Genomic DNA, 223 nt, shown 5'->3' on the forward strand with positions numbered 1-223 from the left:
ACATGTGGAGCTGACGAATACTAATAGATCGAGGACTTAACCATATAATATGAAGCAATGTTATCTAGTTTTGAAAGAATATAAAAAACTTGTTGACTTTAAAAGTTAAATGAGTTACAATAATTCTTGTCTTAAATGAATACAGTCTGGTAATGATGGCAGAGAGGCCACACCCGTTCCCATACCGAACACGGAAGTTAAGCTCTCTAGCGCCGATGGTAGT

Annotated in this window: 1 rRNA gene; it reads left to right on the plus strand. The window is 36.8% G+C overall.

Features of this window, described 5'->3' with window-relative positions:
- Nucleotides 1–145: 145 nt before the first annotated feature.
- A 5S ribosomal RNA gene (gene rrf, locus MR113_RS27995) occupies nucleotides 146–223 on the plus strand; the annotation flags it as partial.

The sequence above is a fragment of the Bacillus cereus group sp. BfR-BA-01379 genome, from assembly GCF_022663605.1.
GTDB classification, from domain to species: domain Bacteria; phylum Bacillota; class Bacilli; order Bacillales; family Bacillaceae_G; genus Bacillus_A; species Bacillus_A mobilis.